The organism is Herpetosiphon geysericola (assembly GCF_001306135.1).
GTDB lineage: Bacteria > Chloroflexota > Chloroflexia > Chloroflexales > Herpetosiphonaceae > Herpetosiphon > Herpetosiphon geysericola.
In genome coordinates this window covers 1-16,316 of sequence record NZ_LGKP01000010.1, presented here as the reverse complement: position 1 = coordinate 16,316, position 16,316 = coordinate 1, and the positions used below count along the sequence as shown (strand labels likewise).

Below are 16,316 nucleotides of genomic sequence, written 5' to 3'. Positions count from 1 at the left end.
AGGTTAAAAGATGAAGATTAGCTAAAAGTTCCCTGATATTGGCAATTTCGCTAAAATTGCTGCATACAGGGTTGCTAAACGTTGGGCTACGTGGGGCGAATAGAATTGTTGGGCCTCTTGTTGACAACGCATGCTCCGAGCTTGAGCTTGTTCGCTGCGTTCGGTCAAGATTGTCGTTAAGCCAGCCCACAGTTGGTCGGGCCGATGCGGCTCGATGTTGATTCCCGCTGCGGCGCTAAAAAACTCTGGGGTGCCAGCACTGCGCGTTGCCACAAACGGCACTCCCAGCGTGGCTGCCTCCAAAACTGTGCGGTTGCCACCTTCAATAATTGAAGGCACGGCCATCACATCGGCGCCGGCAAAATATTGGGGCATTTGCTCACGCGGAATGCCGCCAGTTAAAATTATACGATCAGCAACGCCATAATTTTGGGCCAATTGCGTTAAATATTCGCCATAATCGCCAAGTTTTTCATCAACCCGATTTGGCCCGCAAATCAATGCTACAGCTTGTGGTAAACCAACCATGGCCCGAATCAAATCGTCAAAGCCTTTGACTGGTAACAAACGGCCTGCTGCGACAATTACTTTGCGACCTGCGATTGCTGGGTAGTGTTGACGTAACCAAGCGCGACTTTCGGCTCGAAAGGCTGCCTGATCGCGCTCGAAGTATTCGTCACGAATGTTGCGCCCAATCGTGATGATTTTTTGCTCAGGGCAGCCAAATTGTTTGGCCATAGCGCTGGCGCTCGGCGAAACTGAACGAATTGCCGCCGCGCGCGCAAAGGTCAGTTTCAACAAGGCTTGCACCCGTTTGTAGCGCGCAAAACCATAGCTAATCGAATCATCAGCAATTAAGTCGCCACCACGAATTGTTGGCACAAATGGTCGGCGATCAACCAACGAAGCTAGGGCCGCAATCGCCCCCAACGGATAGACCGATTCAACGTGGATTAGTTCGATTTCTGGGTGTTGACGCAAAAAATGCAGATAATCGCGTAGCAAGCTGAAAAAGTAGCTATATTCGGTTAAGCGGCGCCCGATATTATTCAGCACCCGATCGCTGCGCAGCATGCTCACCGCTGGCCGATAGACCTTAATCGCCCCTTCTTCAACCAGCCAACGGCTTTGACGCTTGCGGTTTGGGTCGGGCACCAAAATACAAGCTTCATGCCCAAGTTCTTGCCAGCGTAACAAAAATTCTTCATGCACTCGATCGAGCAATTCTGCGTTGTAGGCAGTGGTGAAGTAGAGCATGCGCATTGAATTTAGGCTCCCTGAGTGCGATACCAATCCAGCGTGCGAGCAATGCCGGTTTCAATATCGATGCTTGGCTCAAAGCCTAATACTTCACGGGCGGCGCTAATATCGGCCAACGAATGTTCAACATCACCAGTGCGGGCTGGGCCATAGATCACAGGCAGTTCTTTGCCAACTAATTTATTGAGTAGCGCCACAATCTCGTTGAGGCTGACGCGCACACCACAGGCAATGTTAAACACCTTGCCAGCAGCAGCAGGCACACTCGCTGCAAGCAAATTGGCCTGCACCACATTCGCAACATAGGTAAAATCGCGCGATTGATTGCCCGTGCCGTTCATCGTGTAGGGTTCGCCTTGCAAGGCCAGCGTCATGAATCGGGCAAGTACACCCGAATATTGCGAAGTTGGGTCTTGGCGCGGCCCAAAGACGTTGAAATAGCGCAAGCCAACCGTTTCTAAGCCATAGACATGGTGAAAAACCTTCAAATAGCTTTCGGCAGCCATTTTGCTCACCGCATAAGGCGATTTGGGACTCATGGCCATGCTTTCAACTTTGGGCAAGGTTGGCGTATCGCCATAGACCGACGATGAGGCTGCAAACACCACCCGCCGCGCCCCATGCTCGCGTGCTGCCTGCAAAATATGCAACGAGCCGCCAGTATTAACCGCATCGGTCGTCAGCGGGTCACTGACCGAGCGTGGTACTGAGGGCAAGGCACCTTCATGAAAAATCACGTCGCAGCCAGCCACCGCTTGGCTAACCGCCGCTGCATCACGCAAATCGCCCCGCACCAATTCAATTTCATTGATGCAATGGGCTAGATTATGCTCGTAGCCAGTTGAAAAATTATCGAAAACCCGCACGCTATCGCCGCGTTGCAACAGGGCATCGACCAAATGCGAGCCAATAAAGCCTGCTCCACCAGTTACCAAATAACGTGCCATAGATGCAAATCCTTGTTAATTAAGTTCAAAGATGGCAATTGGATTATTGCTATCGTTTGGGCGTTGGAAGCGCTGAATCACGGTCGTAATGCTACTAAATGGCTGATTTGGCACAAAGCCATCGCGCCGATCGAGCGCTGGTTTATCGGCCACGCCCAAACTGCTGAGCAGCAATTGACCATAGATTTTAAATTGGGTGAGGGTTGTTGGCACGCGGTGCTCAGGCCGTTCGCCAAATTGATAGCTATAAAACTGAATATGATCGGCCATTGTCGATTCTTGATCGATCAAATAGGTCACGCCTTTTTCGCGTAAATAATCGAGCATGCGCCGTTGATCGTAGACTGCGAGAATGTCGTTATTCAACTTGCCATCGATATTGAGCACATGATGGCCTGAATAATATTGATAAATGCCCGAGTTTTTGGCTCCAATCAAGGCATCGCTAGGCAAATTATCGCGCATCCACAAGGCTGCTTGATACATGGTTGGCTGCGATTGGCTGGGCGCGGTTTCTTTTTCGCGCCAAAACTGCGAGCTATCGAGCGTTTGCACAATCAGCACTCCAGCGATAATTGCTGGCACCGCCAAATAGCTAATTGATGGCAAGCGTTGCAGCATTGCCGCCAAAGCCCAGGCCAGCAAAATAATCACTGCCAGCGACCAGGGCACAAAGTGGCGTGGATTGTCTTGCTGCATCATATAGCCATAGTACACCAAGGGAATTGGCAGATAGAGCAAAAGCGGCAGGCCAAACCAAAGTTGGCGGCCAACCCACAAGCCCACAAAAATGCCAAAAATCGCCAACCACATTGCCGCACCGACAACCGAACGGCCCAACACTTCCATCGAAATGGCGCTATTTACATACCAGCCATCGATGCCATTCGAGATTGCATAGGAGTTGGCGTAGCTGTGCAAGTAGGTCAAGGCTTTGCCACTACTTGGCGAGAACGAGCCAAAGACCGTCAAATTGCGCCAGAAATAGGGCACGAGCAAGCCGAATGTCACCCCAACATAGGTCGTGAGCATTGGCAATTCGCTGCGCAAACGCTTGGCCCGCAAGGCCCAAATCAGGCGAGCTGCTGCAATCGAAGCAAACAACAACGCGCCATCCAAGCGGGTCAGAATCATGGCGGCGGTCAATCCAGCCAAGCCTAAATTATGGCTCAGTTTCTCGGGCTTGATTTTGACCGCAACCAACAAGGTCGTGACCCACATCAACAAAGCCATTGAGGTTTCCATGCCGTTGACCGTAAGCCGCACGAGGGTTGGGTTTAAGGCATACAACACCAAGCCAAACAACCCAGCTTGCCAGTTCATCCAATGTTTGAGCAAATGCCACAATGGCCACATCACGGCGCTGGCCAAGAGGGCGCAAATGACTAAATTGGCCGTAAAGCCAAAGGCCAAATTATTCGGCGCTACAACATAGGGAAGTGCGCCCAATGTCAGGGGATACAACGGATGAAAGCCATTGGTTGGGGTGATGCCATCAGCAGTAATGCCTTGGCCCATAGCCCAGTTGCGGGCAATGGCCGTAACCATCCACGCATCATCTTCGAGCACCAGCAAATGGGTTTGCAAGGGCAACAAGGCGAAAATGAGCCGCAAGAGCAGGCCAAAAACGCTAACTGTGATGATCAAACCACGGATTGCTTTAACAGAAATATTCATAGTTATTGCTCAAATAGGCCACTATCGCGGCGAACAAACATGCGAATACCCCGACCTTCGGAGCCACTTGCTTCGATCAGGCGATAGTTTGGCTCAAACAATGGATGGCTGGTGAACATCGGCGCTGCAACCCATGGAATCAGGCTTGGCTTACGTTCACGCAGCACATAATCGGGGTCTTGCTTTTCATGGCCAGGTTTGCCAGCCTTACTGGGATCAATCGGAATATGCGCAATATGCAGGTCGGTCAAGCCGTGAGCATCGATTGTTGTCCGTTCTGCATAATAGGGAATCGCGCCAGCTGCGGTGACAGTTAGGGTTATGTCTGCTGGCGTACTATCTTTAATCCATAAGCCAACTTCACGATAGCGATTGACTACATCGGTTTCGTACCAAGCAGCAGAGCCAATCATCAAGGGGCGATCTTGGCGCAATGGTTGCAGCAACAACAGCAACAAGCCAGTGGTTGCCACAATTGCCCCCGCTCCAAGCCAGCGCCGATACTGCCACAGCTCGCTGATGCCCCAGCTGGCCAACAGCGCAAACCAAGGCACGGTTGCGACCATAAAGCGATAGCCAGGCATCCAATCGCCGCCCACGCTAATTGTATAGCTGGTGTACAACCCAACCAGCGCCCAAGTTAGAATGGCCAAAAGCGGCAATTGTTTGCTGCGATACCAACGCAGCCCACTTGCAACCAAGCCAAGCCCTAAACCAAGCCAACCCAAGTAGTAGCTGCTATTGAAATCGATAAAATAGGTGATCCCGCGTTCTGCTTGTTTGGCTGTGCCGCCAACTTTGGCATAAAAGGTATTGGGCAATGGATAGCCATAATACCACCAGCGCGCCAGCCAATAGGGAATAAAGGTGAGGCTCAACATGCCAGCATAGCGCAATAACGGCTGCCATTGCTTGGCCCGCCAGCTTTGCCAAATTGCCAATAAGCCAATAATGCCCGCTAACAGGATGCCATCAGGGCGGGTCATAATCGTCAGCGTCGTGGTGATTGCTGCATAAACCCAAGCCTGATTTATTGCCAACAAAACCGTAGCCAGAATACCAGCGCAAAACAGCGCGGTTTCCATGCCACTGCCCAAGCTGGTATACAAGAGCAAGGGCAAATTCAGCAACATCAAAGGCGCAGCCAAGGCCATCCAAGCACTTTGATGCAAGCGATGCGCCAGGTGTAAGCTCAACAACACAATCACCATACCCAAAAGCAAATTGGTTGCATGAGTCACCAAAATTGGGTCGGCTCCAAGTTTAATCGTCAGGCTGCTAAGCAACGTCCAGAGAAAGTTGGTAAAGCCCTCGACCCGCTCATCAAAATTAAAAACCAAGCCATGGCCGTTGGCCAAATTGGCTGCATAACGAAAGGAAATAAACGCATCGTCCAAAATCCACGAGCCAAGGATTTGTGGGCTGCTAACGAGCCAAAAGCTGCTGATTGGCAACGCCACCCACCGCCAAAGCTGTGGCAACTTGCGCAAACTCTGCCAACCAAGCACGTTGGCAAAAACCAAGCTCGTCAGCAAAAAGCCTTTGGGCAAGAATTGGGGCTGATAGCCATAAAATCCTAGCAGCCATTGGCCAAACACCACACAAGCAAAGCCAAACGGTATTTCCCACAGCACCATCAGCCCTAGCCCAAACGCCAAGCCAAGCCATGCCCACAACGATTGGGTTGGTTTTGCCGCCAAGGCCTCGATTTGTAGGCTTTGAACGACGATGCCCAATGTGCGTTGATCAGGGCTTTGCCATTCTTCTGAAGTCAAATCCAGCAGAATATCGTGGTCGGGGTGGGTCAGATTGGCTGGCAATTGCACCTGATACCATTGCCATTGATTGCTCAGCGTAAGGTTGAGCAGCCGTTGCTGATTGACCGTCACGGTCAAGGGCATGGTTTGGCCGTCGGTGCGGCAACCGCAAATCAACATGCGAATTTGTAGCGGAGCCTCGACGTTTTCCCAATATGGAAAGGCAATGCTGCCTCGGCCTCCTGTCCAGCGAAAGGTGCCTTGCTCGGTGCGTTCAACTTCTTTAAAGCCATAGAAATTGCGAAAGCTTTGGGTTTGGCCTTCAACCAAAAACTCGCCTTCGCTGCCCATCGCCACGTTGATGCTTGGTCGGGCGGCTGGAAGCAAAAAAATAATGGCGCTCACGGCGATCAGCACCAGTGGTAAATATCGTTTAAATTGCTGCATAGCTATAATACGCGCCGAAGCACGCCCTTGAATGGAAGTTTCATGCTCAATAAACGCTCACGCTCAGCTGGATCAAGCCCGCCGAGCAAGCGCAAGGTTAGCAAATATAAGCCTGCGCCAATTGCAGCAAACAGCATCAGCGGCAAGAGATTGATCATTTTGGATTGCCAACCAGCAGCAGCTTCAGGCATTGGCCAAAGTTGCATCAAGCCAAAGAGGGCAACTGCAAAACTGGCGCTGGCAGCACAAACCCGCAGCCAAAAACGCCATGGCAATTGCAAGCCCAAATTGCGCCACCCATAATAGAGCGTGATCACGCGGGTGGCAACTCGCACCGCCCCAACCGCAATCGCCACGCCCAACATGCCATAACGCGGCAAGAGCAAAAATACCAACGGCACGCTGATAAAGGCAAACAAGCGCGAAATAATCACCGCTCGATATTGCTCATACACCATCAACACATTGTGCGGCACGCTCAACAACGATTCTCCAAACGTAAAGGCGATAAACACAATAATCAAGCTGCTGGCATCGGTGTAGAGCGGATATAGCACCGCCACCATGCGCGGCGTTAAGAGCGCTAAACCCACGCCTGCTGGCACAATCAACAGCCAAATCATGCGGGCTAAGCCGCCATGGGCATCTTGCAACGATTGCGGATCGCGGCGCAATTTGATCCGCGATAGCAGCGGAGTCATCACGCCGTTGAGCGGCATCCAAATATAGCCAAGGTAATCTTTGGCAAATTTGTAGGCAAAGGCCAAAATTGCTACATCGCGCGGGCTAAGCTGCGTCACTGTAAACAAAGTTACAAACTGAATATCATAAACCCACGTGGTGATTTGCATTAAATAGGAGACTGCGGCGAATTTGGCAAAACGCTTGGGCAAGGCTGGGTCAGCAGCCTCGCCATCGCCAGTATTGGAAAGTTCGCGGCTGGCGCGGATTGCTTGCCACGCTGCCATCAAGACGCTCACCAAGGGCGTGAGCACTAAACCAATCAACACCCCAGTAATGCCCCAGCCCAGCAAAATGAAGATCGTTACCAAAATTGGCTGGAGCAAGGTCGTCACGAGGGTAATGAGATTCCAAGCCCGTTGTTTGAAGTAGGCAGTCAAAAACTGCATAAATACATCAAATAGTGCGCCCAAAATCAACAAGGCGCTGACCACCAGCATATACCAATGGCTTTGGCTCTCAATTTGATCAATCACGCTAAGCGTGCCAGTGCGTTGATTTTGCAGTTTGCTGAGTTTGCTCGCTTGATCGGGCGTGGTTGGTTGCTGTTGCAGCGTGCTAATTTGGGTTTCGATTTCGCCAATCTCTTGCCGTTGCTGCTCGATGAGATAATTGCCCATGGGTTGGGCCAGCAGATTCAGCCCGAGCACCAGCACCGCCATAATCGCCAGCTTAAGCCCAATCATGCGCCACAGAAAGCGTAAAACGCCTTGGCGGCCTTGGCGTTTTTCCACTTCGGGGATGAAGCGCGGCAAGCTGCGCTCAATGCCAAGATCGGCGTAGGTGCCGATTGAGGCAGCCAAACTTGTCAAGAGAAAAATCAAAGCGACCTGCTCAGGTGCAAGCCGCCCGTAGTAAATGACGCTTGTGATGATGCCAACTAAAAAGCGGGCTGGAAACAGCAGCGTATTCCAAAGCGTTGCGCTCCAAACCTCACTGGTGAGGCTCCGCTGCGGTTTGTTCGATTGCACTTAACGTACTCCAGTGGCTACCATCCCATTTCCGATCAATGGCGGGTAGGGAATAGCAAGCGGGTTGCGGTGTGGTGGCAACCAGCGAATTGGTTTAAAGCCAGTTTTGATCCGTGGTTGCTGAAAGCCTGCGGTCTTGAGATCTTGCCGCAAGCGCCAAGGGGTATACAAATTAATATGGGTTGGGTCGGTATCGCCCGACCACACTTTGCCAACCAAGGGTGCTAAAACCCGCCGAATGTCCCAAAGATTGGGCGTCGTCAAAAAGACCATGCCGCCAGGTTTGAGGACTCGGGCGCATTCGAGCAAAAATTCTACCCCATCCGGCACATGCTCAATCACTTCGTTGGCGAGCACCATGCCAAAGGTTTGGTCGGCAAACGGAAATCGCGGCGCAGCATCCATCTGCACCAGATCGACTTGAATCAGTTTCGCCGCTTCGCGCAAGGCATAAATGCTGGGGTCGGCGCCGATTGCGGTGGCTCCACGGCTGCGAATATAGCGCAACCCTGGGCCAGCGCCACAGCCAACATCAAGCACTGGCCCTGCTGGTAAGCGCTTGACCAAGCCGCCAAAGGCAAACATGCGGCGATATTGCACGGCAATTTTGCGGTCGGATTTGCTGACCTGCGGCGCAAAATAGCTAGTTTCGTCGATCTTAGTGCTCATTGATTACTCGCGTATAGACCTGCTCTAAAGCGGTCGTCCATCGGGCCGGATTATACCATACCTCGCATGTTTGCTGGCCATTTTCGCGTAGCGTGGCGGCCAAACGCGGCTGACCAAGAATCAAATTTGCCGCTGCTGCCAAGGCTTCAGGGTTGTTGTAGCCTGCCAATAAGCCGTTTTGGCCATGGCGAACAATTTCATTAACAACTGGAATATCGCTAGCAACCAAAGGCGCACCAGCCGCCATGGCTTCGAGCAAGGTCAAGCCAAAGCCTTCGTAGCGCGTCGGCGTGAGATATACATCGCAATGCCGAAAGAGATTGACCAAGGTTGCGTCATCAACCCGACCCAAAAAATGAATCTGTTGCTGAATATTCAGATCTTGGGCTATGCGCTCAACTTCAGCCCGTTCAGCGTGATTGATCCCAGAAACCATCAGCAAATTGGCATTTGGGTATTGCTGCAACATTGCTGGCATCGCTCGCAGCGCCAAATCATAGCCTTTGCGCGGAGTCAATTGGCCAACAAATAAAATCCAAGGCCGGCTTACATTCAAATCGGGCATGCTATCGGGTGTGGTGCTAATCGCCGAATCATCGATCCAAAGCGGAATCACGCTTGAATCTTGTTGCAAGCCCATGCGTTTCAGCTCATCGGCCTCAAATTGCGAGCAAGGAATCAGGTGATCGGCATCCCACAACGGGCGGTGCAACCGCCAATTGCGCAGATGATCGCGCATGGTTCGCCATGAGCGGGCTGATTTGATGCGTTGCCAAAATTGCTGCTTCATCCAAATTGGCCGTTGATAGTGGATCGTCGTTTCAAATGGCCGCTCGCGATCATCGACCAAATAGGCATCGTGATACGGCCCCAACCAGGTATAAACCGTGGGAATCTTGTGGCGTTTGGCCCAATCACTGGTTTGGGCGGCTAGCACATTGCGCGGATGCATAAAATGAATCAGATCTGGCTTGGGGCCTTGCTCCAAGGCCTGTTGCAACTCGCGGTTTGGCGCATAGCCCGAACGCACGCGCTGGACTGTCACGCCCTCGATCATTTCGTGGCGCGCAGCCAAAGCAGGCCGTTTGGGATCATGGGTGCCAATTGCGCGGACATTATGTCCACGTTGGGCCAAACCCAAGGCCACAATCCGCTCTGGCCAGTTGCGAAAGGTTGCGGTTACTCCACCCAAGCCAACGATCAAAATCTTCATTTATCCAATCCTTAACTTTTAATGCAGAGGCGCAGAGCACCAAAGGCTATGGGCTATAGGCTATCGGAACATTTCATTATATTTCAAACAAAATCTAAAAACCTATAGTTATCTCCTTCGTGCGCTTCGTGTTCTTCATATTTCAAACAAAATCTAAAAACCTATAGTTATCTCCTTCGTGCGCTTCGTGTTCTTCGTGGTTTCGGTTACTGCTGTTTTAGCAAGGCAAAATCGCCAGCCTCGGCCACAATAACCCACGCAGGATCATTCAAATACTTATCGAGAGCAGCACGCGTAACCGAGCTATTGCCTGGTGGCCGCCGATCAACGACCAAATACTCTGCGCGCTCGATATATTCAGCGGGATACGATTTATTGCCTGGGAAGAAGTAGATTTCTTGGCGTTGGGCAAGGTGTGGTGCAAGGAATGTGCTGGCAGCTACGGCTGCATCATCAGGAACTTGGGCCAAAATTGCCCGCGCATCAGCCGCCCGCGTAGGATTTTCGCGATTGCCCAAAGCTGTTTTTACCACATTGTTAAGCGTCAAATTGCCGATGATGCCAATTACGAGAAGCCCCAAAACTGCGCCATGGATGACTCGCTCACGCCATTGTTGGTTGCGAATCGTCCAGCGGGTGAGATTGAGCAAGCCCTCAACTGATGCCACAATCAAAAATGGATACACCAGCGAGCCATATTGATAATTGAGGCTAAATTGCACAGCATTTGGCGAGATTAAGTTGAGCGCCAAGACTGGCAAGGCCAACAATAAAGTAGGGCTAAGCAAGGCCAAAAATCCGCCAAGCCCAAACAATTGCCACAAATATTTGAGTTTTGGTGGCTCGGTCATGACGCTGAAGGCAAGGGCTGGGTTGGTCAGCATGGTCGTGATCACATCGCCAACAGTTTTGCCAAGCCTGCCATAACTATAAATATCAGCAATAAAATCGCCCTCGCTGAAGGCTGGCACGATTACGCCCAAAGCAACCGCAACCCACGCAGGCCCAAGCACCAACGGAAATGCAATGAATTTCCAAGGCTTGCGTTGCCACGCTGCATATAAACCAAAGGCAATTAATGTGAAACCTGCCTCTGTTTTGGTACACATCATCAAAAACAGGAATAAACAATACCAACCTAAGCGTTCGCGGCGCAAATAGAGCAATGCTGCCAAGGCGAATGGAATCATGAATGAGCGCAATTGAAACTCATACATATTGATATGCTGCGTGGTGGGATGTAATAAATAGATCGCTGCAACAACTAAGGCATGCCATGGTTTTGGCAAAAGATCACGAATAATCAAATACAATGGCCAAGCAGCAATTCCTAAGGCAATCGATTGTAAAACTAATAAGGTATATGGCGATTGATAAATGCCATACAGTAATGCTAACGGTAATTGTAATAAAACTGGGCCATCATCAAAATCGTAGCGCATCATGGCAAACACCGAAATTTGGAATGGTCGGCCATGCAAGGTATTCCAAATCGTCTGCTCGTTGCCCGCCATATCGAAGCCTTGGCGAAACCATGCCAGTTTCAGGCACGATAAGGTCGCGAAAACCGCTACATAGCCCACAATCATTGTCGCGAGCAGCGTTTTGGCATATTTATCGATCGTTGCAAAAAATCGTTGCATTGTTATTCCGTATTCGTTAGGGATCGGTTGTCGGGGATTGGGGATCGGAGTTTAGGCTCTAACTAGACCCAAAATCCACAACTGCGAAAGCTATCTGTTCCATAAATTGCCCGAATGAGTATTACTTTAGCCACAGATTGGCACAGATTATTTGGATTATGTCCTACTCGCCCGAAGCCCAAAGCAATAAACCCTCTGCGTTAAATCTAGCCTTTGATCCTAACCCCTGATCCCTGACCCCTCGGTCGCTCTGCGCCTCTTCGTTATGAAGGATTGAAACCGCGAAGAGCGCGAAGGACGCGAAGGGAAATTGGCTCTAGGCTTTGGGCTAGCGAGAATCTTTTTCACTTACCACAAAACATTCCGATATCCAAAAGCCTGTAGCTATATGTTCTATGTTCTATGCTCTATGTTCTGATACACCGCTTCAACCCGCTCGGCGATTGCCGACCATGGAAACAGCTGTTGCACTCGTTGGCGGCCAGCCTGCGCTAGTTGCTCACGATAGCCATCATCGGCACAAAGCTGGGCTATGACCCGCGCCAAATCAGCAGGATCTTGGGCTTTAAACCGCTCGCCAGTGCTGCCAGCTTGCACCACATCATCATAGCCGCGCCACGACGAAGCCACAACCGCCTTACCACAGGCTTGGGCTTCGGCCAAGGCCATGCCAAATGTCTCCGATGTGTAGCTTGTGCCAAGCACCAGATCGGCGCAAGCCAAATAGCGCGGCAATTCGCTGTGGGCAATGGTGCCAAGCAAGTGTATACGATCAGCAATGCCCAATGACTGCGCATAATCAGCCAGTTCTTGGCGCGTTTCGCCATCACCCAAAAAGGCCAAATGATACTGCTCATCGAGCAAACTCAAGGCTGTAATTGCATCGCGCTGACCCTTCCACGGCATCATCCGCCCAGGTTGGACTAGCAACCATTTTGCGTCGCCAGCAATTGCGTGGCGTAAACGAAGCTCTGGCTCTAATGGCCGAAAATGCTCAAGATCCACGCCGTTGTAAACCACTGTTGCTGTTCGCCCATAATGTTGCTGCAAGGTTTGGGCATTGTAACTTGAGCACGAAAGCAGCGCGGCTGCTGAGTTCATCAGCTGCACATCGCCGCGAAAAAAATCTTCGCCATGGCCATGATAAACCGTGGGAATGCCATGACGCTTGAGCAACGGGGCAACGACCAAATCATAGGGCTTGTGAATATGCACCAAATCGGCAGTTTTCAAAATTGGCCAAGCCCGTGGCAACAGCGACAAGCGTTCGGCCAATTTGCGCCACGCATAGGCCCGCCGCAACGGCCCCCACGCCAAACGTTCGCGAGCAATAAACGGAAAGGTCATTACCCGCAAGCCATGCATTGGCCGTTTAATCGAGCCATTGCCACCAACAATCGTCACCCGATGACCGAGCCGAACTTGCTGCTGCGCCAATTCCCAGACAAAACTCTCAACTCCGCCAACTTTGCTGGTGGTAGTAAGATTGTAGTGAATAATATGCATTACCACAGCACCAATTCGTAGGTTCCCTTGACCCAATCACGATACAGATAATAGGCAGGTAGGCCTAATTTAAGCCGATACGCCAGATCGCGCAGCTTGCCTTTGAAACCTTTGGCGCGGCGTTTGCTGCCATGCTGAATATCCAGCGCTTCCATATCTGCAACCTTGAAGCCATGGTGTTGAGCTAAATCGCGAAATTGGTTCATCGTGTAATAGTGCATTTCGCTTAGGCACTGGCGATCTTGCAAGCCCATCGCTTGTTTGGTTTTGAGTCGATTTGCTACCAAACGATCGGCCAAGGTTCGTGGCAGCCAATTGATGCCACGAATATGATAGTGTGGGTCGCGCCATGCCCAGCGATTGATGATGGTGAGCAGAACCCGACCACCAGGCCGAATCACCCGCCGCAACTCAGCCAACATGGCTGCTGGATCTTGCACATGCTCAACAATATCCCAGCAAATTGCCAAATCAAAGCTATTATCAGCAAACGGCACGGCCTCGCCAACTGCATTCAAAATTGGCAAATTGAGATCGTAACGCGCTGCGCGGAGTTTGCTAATCTGGCAATAATCACGGTTGAACTCAGTTGCGACTGGTTGCGCACCAGCTTGAGCCAACGCTACCAACGTGCCGCCCATGCCACAGCTAATTTCCAAAATGCGGGTGTTAGCAAGCTCGCCGCCAAACCGCTCGATCAACGCTAAGCGTTCAGCTTGGTAGCGCTCTTGCCAGATGCGTTTTTCGCGCCACGAGGCATAATCTGGCCGCCAGTTCATTGGCTTGACCCAATGGTCAATTTGCTCAATCAAACGAGTTTCATTCGTATCAACTACCATATTTGTTTCACCGATGCAATCCGCCGTGTCCATAATTCAATCGACATAGCAAACAACCCAAGATAGGCCAAGCCAAAGATAATGCTGCTCCAACGCCAACGTTTGAGCGCCAAATCCATCAACATTGCCATCAAAATCGCCCAAACAGGAATCAAGAAAATAATGTGTTTATCAACCATCGGCACGTTGCGGTCGATCACCGTAAATAGCAATGAAACCGTGACCATCGCGCACATCCAAATCGAACCCATCCACAAGCGCGTTTCTGGCTGACGCGTGCGCAAGCGGGCAATGACCCACAAGGCAAATGGCAGCAACAAGAATGGAATCATCAAGCCATGATTCCATAAACGGGTGCGATAGGCGAGGAAGTTATCGTAGGCTGTTGGCTGATATTGAATCGCGCCGACCGCCTCTTGGCCTTCAGTAAAGGTTGTGGTGAAATAGGGAATCGTCTTTTCGATGATACCTGGAATATACAAGCCATAATAAACGATCGTTGAGCCAAGCACCCCGACCAGCATGGCCGTAATCACCGAGCGCGCTTGACGACGTTCGCTGCGTTTGGTAATGGCGATGTAGCTCATCCAAATACACAGCAACAAGCCCAAGAATACCGCCATTACCGTGTACATCAAAAATGCGACGGTCAAAAGTGCGGCGAAGCTCCACCAAACCTTGCGCTGATCAAGCTTGCCCCAAGCGCCAATGATGAAGGCAATGCTCATAAATGTCCACCACATGCCAAAGGTGGTTGGCACATTGCCCCACGAGTGCAGTAAATAGGTCAATGGCACAACGTTATAGAATGCTGCTGCCAACAACCCAACCCGCCGGGGAAAATCAAACGAACGCGCAAAGAAATAGATCAAAAAGATATAGCTCGAATCAATAATTGAGCTAAATATCTTGGCGGTTGTTTCCATCTGGAAGGGCAGCAAGGCAAACGAGGTGGCAAAAATATGAAAAAACGGCGAATACGGAATAATTGGCCGCTCTTTGCCAAATTCCTTTTCCGGCATTACCGACTCATTGAATGCACCAGGCTTGTACATTTCAGCCAAGCGTCCATCCAAAATCCAGCGTACCCGCTCCATATGCCAGTGAATATCGATGGCTATCATATAAGGATAAACTTGGCCAGCTGCCTTGATCCAAAAGCCAAATAAAAACAAGCCAAGCAAGATCGTTAATGTATGTGGCTCTAATTCGATGCCACCTTTGCGCATCAACCAAGGCACGATTTTGCGTAGGGCTGCAATTAAGCCAACGCTCAAACCTGCCAGAACTGCCAAATTTGGCAGCCAAAACGTGTGTGGCACACGTGCCAACATCACTGGTAAAGCCAAGCCAACCCCAATTGCTGCGCTTAAGCCAACCGCCCAAGGCCAATTGATGCCCGTCAGCAAAATGCTTGCGGCGATGCCAAGCAAAATAAGGCTCAGCAATACCACTGCTAATAATGGTGGCAACCATGGCCGACTTTGCGTTGAAGCAAGCTCAACATTAAATACTGCAACCCCAAGTGTGCGAGCGCTTGCAGTTTGTTCCTGATATAAATTTGAGCGCAAGCCAAGCGCCACATTACCGCTGCTCGTTGCGTTTGCTGGAATCAAGGCATGAACAATTCGCGTCTCATTGGTATCTGGTAAGGCAATAGTTGCATTTGAGCCAAAATCAAGCACTGCATTAACTGGGCTTGAATCAGGATGTTGAGTCAACAAATCGATTTTGGTTGTCCAACTGCCACGGCCAGCTAATGGGACGCCAATCGTTGCATCGCCGGTTGTCCAGCGAAACGAACGATTATTGCCTTGACTAACTTCGCCAGGCGAGAAATTGCCCTGCAGAAACGGTGGATCATAATAATCGCCAAGCGTAATTGTTGTGCGAGCCTGCCACTGATAGCTAATTGTTAATATCAACAAAGCCCAGAGCACAAGCCCGCTGATAGCAGCCAGCCAAGTGCGCCATGGATACTCAAATAATGATGATCGATTTTGAAAAAACCTTAAACCAGCCAATTGCATATGTCGTTACTCTATTACTAAAAGAGAAGTAGTATTCGATTTTGCCTGAGCAATTATAGGCGATCACCTTACCTTTGCAACCAATTTGACAAGCAACCCACTTTGCGGTAGACTTCATGGGCTGTCAACGAATGACTTATAACAAGTCACGACACGATAAACCGAATGAAATCGACCACAAGCAAGGGTTTGACAAGAACGATTGAATGTGGTAGACTTCACGGGCTGTCAACGAATGACTTATAACAAGTCACGACACGATAAACCGAATGAAATCGACCACAAGCAAGGGTTTGACAAGAACGATTGAATGTGGTAGACTTCACGGGCTATCAATTGATAGCAACGATGTGAGATAAACATCAAACAACTGGCAACAAACTTCCGTTTGGTTCGTAAAATAAACCTGCGGATTTTTTATCGCCAAACTGCACCTTTCCAACTGATGGGTGCTGCGTCCGCAGCACATTCCATGCATCAATATTTTCTTTTTTTTTGTCACCGTCAATGCGTTGGTCGGATTCTACCAACCAACAGAGTGACCGTGCTACCACTCTCTAAATCAGTAGCACACGCAGTGACTTCGGTCACTTGTCGGCGAGTTTGATCCTGGCTC

11 protein-coding genes are annotated in these 16,316 nt (G+C 50.5%); all 11 read right to left on the bottom strand.

Annotated elements, in window-relative coordinates; translation table 11 throughout:
• Nucleotides 1-21: 21 nt before the first annotated feature.
• Complete coding sequence (locus SE18_RS04875) at nt 22-1,263, bottom strand: glycosyltransferase (protein ID WP_054533304.1); 1,242 nt, start codon at nt 1,261-1,263, stop codon at nt 22-24.
• 5 nt (nt 1,264-1,268) lie between these two features.
• Nucleotides 1,269-2,207, bottom strand: coding sequence for an SDR family oxidoreductase (locus SE18_RS04870; RefSeq protein WP_054533303.1), 939 nt, complete (start codon nt 2,205-2,207; stop codon nt 1,269-1,271).
• 15 nt (nt 2,208-2,222) lie between these two features.
• The gene (locus tag SE18_RS04865) at nt 2,223-3,884 is read right to left on the bottom strand and encodes a glycosyltransferase family protein (RefSeq protein WP_054533302.1); all 1,662 of its coding nucleotides are present in this window, start codon (nt 3,882-3,884) and stop codon (nt 2,223-2,225) included.
• Between the two features lie 2 nt (nt 3,885-3,886).
• Nucleotides 3,887-6,046: a hypothetical protein gene (locus SE18_RS04860; RefSeq protein WP_152976553.1), complete on the bottom strand. Its 2,160-nt coding sequence runs from the start codon at nt 6,044-6,046 to the stop codon at nt 3,887-3,889.
• A gap of 44 nt (nt 6,047-6,090) precedes the next feature.
• The gene (locus tag SE18_RS04855) at nt 6,091-7,800 is read right to left on the bottom strand and encodes a lipopolysaccharide biosynthesis protein (protein WP_054533300.1); all 1,710 of its coding nucleotides are present in this window, start codon (nt 7,798-7,800) and stop codon (nt 6,091-6,093) included.
• Nucleotides 7,801-8,469: a class I SAM-dependent methyltransferase gene (locus tag SE18_RS04850; RefSeq protein ID WP_054533299.1), complete on the bottom strand. Its 669-nt coding sequence runs from the start codon at nt 8,467-8,469 to the stop codon at nt 7,801-7,803.
• The gene (locus SE18_RS04845; RefSeq protein ID WP_054533298.1) at nt 8,459-9,682 is read right to left on the bottom strand and encodes a glycosyltransferase family 4 protein; all 1,224 of its coding nucleotides are present in this window, start codon (nt 9,680-9,682) and stop codon (nt 8,459-8,461) included. The genes SE18_RS04850 and SE18_RS04845 overlap by 11 nt, the downstream gene beginning before the upstream one ends.
• A gap of 206 nt (nt 9,683-9,888) precedes the next feature.
• Nucleotides 9,889-11,325 carry a DUF2079 domain-containing protein gene (locus SE18_RS04840; RefSeq protein WP_054533297.1) on the bottom strand — a complete coding sequence of 479 codons (1,437 nt, stop codon included), beginning with the start codon at nt 11,323-11,325 and terminating at the stop codon, nt 9,889-9,891.
• A 393-nt stretch (nt 11,326-11,718) separates the two neighbouring features.
• Nucleotides 11,719-12,831 carry a glycosyltransferase family 4 protein gene (locus SE18_RS04835; protein ID WP_054533296.1) on the bottom strand — a complete coding sequence of 371 codons (1,113 nt, stop codon included), beginning with the start codon at nt 12,829-12,831 and terminating at the stop codon, nt 11,719-11,721.
• Nucleotides 12,831-13,670 carry a class I SAM-dependent methyltransferase gene (locus tag SE18_RS04830; RefSeq protein ID WP_054533295.1) on the bottom strand — a complete coding sequence of 280 codons (840 nt, stop codon included), beginning with the start codon at nt 13,668-13,670 and terminating at the stop codon, nt 12,831-12,833. The genes SE18_RS04835 and SE18_RS04830 overlap by 1 nt, the downstream gene beginning before the upstream one ends.
• Nucleotides 13,664-15,700 (bottom strand): hypothetical protein, encoded by a 2,037-nt coding sequence (locus SE18_RS04825; protein ID WP_054533294.1) that lies wholly within the window; start codon nt 15,698-15,700, stop codon nt 13,664-13,666. The genes SE18_RS04830 and SE18_RS04825 overlap by 7 nt, the downstream gene beginning before the upstream one ends.
• Between the last annotated feature and the right edge of the window lie 616 nt (nt 15,701-16,316).